Source organism: Pseudarthrobacter sp., from assembly GCF_036675385.1.
In the GTDB taxonomy this organism is placed as follows: Bacteria; Actinomycetota; Actinomycetes; order Actinomycetales; family Micrococcaceae; genus Arthrobacter.
Map to the genome: position 1 here is coordinate 1 of NZ_JAKFFD010000033.1, position 4,137 is coordinate 4,137.

Genomic DNA, 4,137 nt, shown 5'->3' on the forward strand with positions numbered 1-4,137 from the left:
GGGCCTCACGGACGAGCCGGCCATGTTGGATGGGTACGGGCCGATCCCGCCGTCCATGGCCCGCCAGCTCATCGCCGACGGCGCCGAAGCCTTCCACCGCGTCCTGATCGACCCCCGCGACGGCGCACCGCTCGAGATCGGGCGGACCAGCTACCGGCTCACCAAAGCCCAACGCCAATGGCTCAGACTTCGCGATGGGAAGTGCCCGTTCCCCGGCTGCAGCAACCACTCCCTCGACAACGAAGCGGACCACCTCCTCGCCTGGGCCAAAGGAGGCAGCACCGGCATTTCAAATCTCGGCCAGCCATGCCGCAAGCACCATCGACTCAGACACATCACCGGCTGGAAACCCACCACCGCCACCAAGAACGAACCACCCGGCTGGATATCACCCACCGGACGGCACTACGCCAGCGAACACCCCGACTGGGAACCACCGACGTTGCCAGCGCCGGAAACAACTGGGGCCTTGTGCACCACGCCGCCTTAGCGCGGGCCATGTCGCGGGCTGGGTATTGAGGCGCAGCGTCAGCCGCGGAGTCCGACAAGCCGGCGTGCCACAGCCGCGCCGCAATAAACCGGAGTGCCACAGCCGCGCCGCAATAAACCGGCGTGCCACAGCCGCGTCGCAAAAAACATGCGGCCGGTGTGCGGGCCGCGCCAGCTTGGTAGGGCTTCATGTGTCCGGCTGCCCAGCTCGGCAGGGCCTCAAGTGTCCGCTCGCGCCTCTGGGGGAGGAACGCAGAAACCCCCGCCGCTTTTGCAAGCGGCGGGGGTTTCATCTGTGCCCTCGATTGGAATCGAACCAACGACCTTCTGCTCCGGAGGCAGACGCTCTATCCCCTGAGCTACGAGGGCAATTCAGGGATCCTGCCGTTGCCAGCGGGACGTCCTAGAGCTTAGCAGGAAGGTGCCTGCAAGGAAAAACGGCCCTGTTCAGTAGCCCGAAAAAGAGTCCACGTGCACCCGGCGCGCGCCAGCCTTATGGGCTGCACGGCGCAGCGATGCGACGCTCGCAGGGGACCCGGAAATGTAGACAGCGCGGCCGGCAATGTCGGGAACGAGGGCCTTCAGGAAATCTCCGTCCAGCCGGGCGCCAGCTGCAGCGCCCCCGGATTCCAGCGTCCCGGCATCGGTGATGAACGGTGGCGGGACCGAACCGTCAGCGAGGCGTGCCAGGATGCGCGCCCCGGACGCCTGCAGCTCGGCCGTGTAGGCCATTTCCGAAGAATTACGCGCCAGCAGCAGGAGAACCACGTCCCGGTCCTGCGCGGCGCCGGAAGCCAGATGCGCAAGATAGGGCGTGATACCGATGCCCGCGGCGATCAGGAGGACCGGGGTCCGGGGATCGCGGGGCAGGACAAAATCTCCGCCCACGGACGTGGCGGCCACCTCATCACCAGGCTTCAGGTCCAGCAGGACTTTCTTCGCCGCGGACAGGGGCTCCGCCGTCCGGACGCCAAACTTCACCGTCTCCGAACCGGGGGCGCTGGTCAAACTGAACACCCGGCGTCGGCCTTTACCGTCAGACTTGGCGTGCGGCAGATCCAGTTCCATGTATTGTCCCGGCACAAAGCGGACGGGCCGGGACGGTTCAAAGGCGAACTCTGTGGTGCTGGGCGTCAGAGGGCGGGAGCCAGCGAACCGGAGCCTGAGCCCGCCGCGCTGGCCCACAAGGAACGCCAGCAGGTTGCCGACCAGCAGGGCCAGTTCCGGCGAGTTGGCGATGAAGCCGAAGTTGTACGGCACTGCGAACACCACGCCAACCAGTGCGGCGAGCGCGAGCTGCTGCCAGCGGCGCGGCGCGAGGGTGAGCGGCTCCGTCAGCATAAAGCCGACGAAGAACAGCAGCGGCCGCTGCGCCAGGGCCTGCCAGAGTGCGCTGCCCAGGGTAAGCCCTGCCTGCAGCAGCTCAGCACTCACAATTGATGTCGCAACCACAAGGAACACGGCCGCCATAAGCAACTTACGCGTCCGGTAGAGCACCAGGAGGACGCCCGGGACCAGCAGCCACAGCATGGCAGGTGTGGCGGCCCACCATGTCGCGATGTTCAGCCCCGTCAGCCCGGTGACAAACGCCCCGGCGGCGGCGGGGTTGAAGATGTGCCGGCCACGCCAGGCCAGCGCGTATTTCGAAGCGGAGGCCAGCACACACGCCAGGGCCACTCCCGCCATATCCAGGGGCATAAAGGAAGGCCAGAAGAGGAAGTACAGCAGCAGACCGGTGATCAGCGACGATTCGGAATGCGGGCGGACGTGGAAAAGGGCAGCCAGCCCTCGGTTGGACACGTACGTCAGGCCAAGACACAGCACTAAGTGGACGAGCATCTGCGGAATGCCGAACGTGAGCCAGCCAAGGGCATTGAGCAGGAGGCTGTACGCGGCAAGGGCTGCCAGCACCAGCAGGATCAGCCGGTACATCGTGTACTTGCCCAGCAGGGTGTCCAGCCGGCCGGCAGTGAAAACGGCGGTTGCCTTGGGGGCGTCAACGGGGCTCATGAGAACAGTGTCCCTTCAAATCCGCCCGAGTAGGCAGCACTTCCATCAGAAAAAACTGTCAGCCAGGAAAAGTCGAAGCTCCGTTCCAGCTTTTTGCCGGGGACAAAGAACAGGGCGGTGGCCAGGGCATCGGCCACCATGGCGCTTTCCGCCATGGTCCATGTGGCGACCGCCGTACTGGCGGGCAGGCCTGTTGTGCCATCGAGCACATGGTGCAGGCCGTCGCCCCACGCCCGTCTGTTTGAGGCTGACGCGCACAAGGCGCCGCCTGCCAGCGGCACGGTCCCGATGGCCCTCACCGGATCGTACGGGTGCTCCAACGCCACGGAGACCGGATTAGGCCCGCGGTGCAGCAGGTCGCCGCTGGCATCAATCACGAAGGAGTCCACGCCGCAGGCGCGCAGCTCAATAGCGAGAAGGTCCACCAGTTGCCCCTTGCCGGCGGCACCGATGTCCAGGACCAGGGGAGCGGTGGTGGTCAGCACGTTGCCGTCCCACGTCAGGACGTCCTCCCAGCGGGGTGCCGGAAGCGCGTTTCCTGCCGGCCGCAGGGAATAGGCGGCGTCGTACCCGAGGCGCTCCAGGCTGCCGCCGATCAGCGGCGTCATTGCACCGCCGGTGATCTCATACAGCGAGCGGTACAGCCGGCCAAGGTCCGCCGCTTCCGGCGGCAGCTCATACCGCCCGGGCTGCCGGGCCATGGCACCCACGGTCGAATCGGACCTAAACCGGGACCAGTCGGCGTCGTACCGTTCCACCAAGGCGAGCAGCCGGGCACGGACGCTGGCGTCAAGCGGACGGGGGGTGGAGATTTCCCAACGGGTTCCGATCCCGTCGAAGCGGAAGTCCTCCGGGTCCGGCACGGCCTACTGGGCCTCGGCCTTGATCTTGTCCAGGGCCTGGTTGAAGCCGCCGCTGGTGAGCGAGGATCCTGCCACCTTGGAGACGTTGAGGTCGTCGATGCTCTTGCCCACAACCTGCGCTGCGATCCCGCCGGCGAATTCGCCCTGGAATTTCCGCGTGTTGGGGTTCGAGGGGTGCTGGGTGATGTTCACGGCCGTGACCGTGCCCGCGGCGAGCGTCAGCTCAACCCCCACGGTTTCGGTCCCGTTGGGGGAAACATAGGTGCCGTCAGCGCTGTAGGTGCCGTCCTGGTAGAGGGAGGCGCTACTGGCCGGCGATGATGCCGTGCCGGAAGGGGCAGTGGTGGCGCCGGACGTGCTGTCGGAAGTCGCAGCGGGCACCGCGGGCGTGGCCGACGGCGCGCAGCCGGCTACCGTTCCAGCGAGGGACAGGCCGGCGATGCCGACGAAAACACTCTTGCGGACTGACGGTCTCATGATGGGGCTCGTTTCGTGGGCTGGGTGCTTACGCTGTACTCAACGTCGGATTCAGCGTAATGGTTCACGCTGTGAATCAGCAGTGCGTCCGCTGTGCGGAAAAGTTGTGCGGAACCAGTCACGAGCCACCCCAAATTCGTCCCAGTGGCGGCCCCCGGTAGGCTAGAGGGGTGACTCCCGAAGAACTCTCCCTCGCCATATCCGCCTGCCTGAAAGACGCCGTCGCCGCTGGCGAAATCGCGCTTTCCGCATCAGCTGTCCCTGATGAGGTGCGCGTGGAGCGACCGAAGAACCGGGA

The 4,137-nt window shown here is 66.2% G+C and carries 3 protein-coding genes, 1 tRNA gene and 1 pseudogene; 1 reads left to right on the forward strand and 4 read right to left on the reverse strand.

Translation table 11 applies throughout. From position 1 onward, the window contains the following. A pseudogene (locus V6M49_RS02955) lies at positions 1-490 on the forward strand (HNH endonuclease signature motif containing protein); the annotation flags it as partial. Positions 491-785: 295 nt separating this feature from the next. Here V6M49_RS02955 and V6M49_RS02960 read toward each other — a convergent pair. The 4 genes from V6M49_RS02960 to V6M49_RS02975 all read right to left on the reverse strand — a co-directional run bounded on the left by V6M49_RS02960 (position 786) and on the right by V6M49_RS02975 (position 3,839). Continuing rightward, a tRNA-Arg gene (locus V6M49_RS02960) sits at positions 786-858 on the reverse strand. 78 nt (positions 859-936) lie between these two features. After that, positions 937-2,499, reverse strand: a complete 1,563-nt coding sequence (locus V6M49_RS02965) for a ferredoxin--NADP reductase (protein WP_332759961.1) — start codon at positions 2,497-2,499, stop codon at positions 937-939. Continuing rightward, entirely contained in the window at positions 2,496-3,362 is an 867-nt protein-coding gene (locus V6M49_RS02970) for an FAD:protein FMN transferase (RefSeq protein WP_332759962.1), read from the reverse strand. Before V6M49_RS02970 ends, V6M49_RS02965 begins: the two co-directional genes overlap by 4 nt. A 3-nt stretch (positions 3,363-3,365) precedes the next feature. Beyond that, complete coding sequence (locus V6M49_RS02975) at positions 3,366-3,839, reverse strand: FMN-binding protein (RefSeq protein WP_332759963.1); 474 nt, start codon at positions 3,837-3,839, stop codon at positions 3,366-3,368. Between the last annotated feature and the right edge of the window lie 298 nt (positions 3,840-4,137).

Excerpts from the sequence above, each read along its gene's own strand:
- V6M49_RS02965 (WP_332759961.1), bottom strand. The coding sequence starts at position 2,499 with ATGAGCCCCGTTGACGCCCCCAAGGCAACCGCCGTTTTCACTGCCGGC.
- V6M49_RS02975 (WP_332759963.1), bottom strand. The coding sequence starts at position 3,839 with ATGAGACCGTCAGTCCGCAAGAGTGTTTTCGTCGGCATCGCCGGCCTG.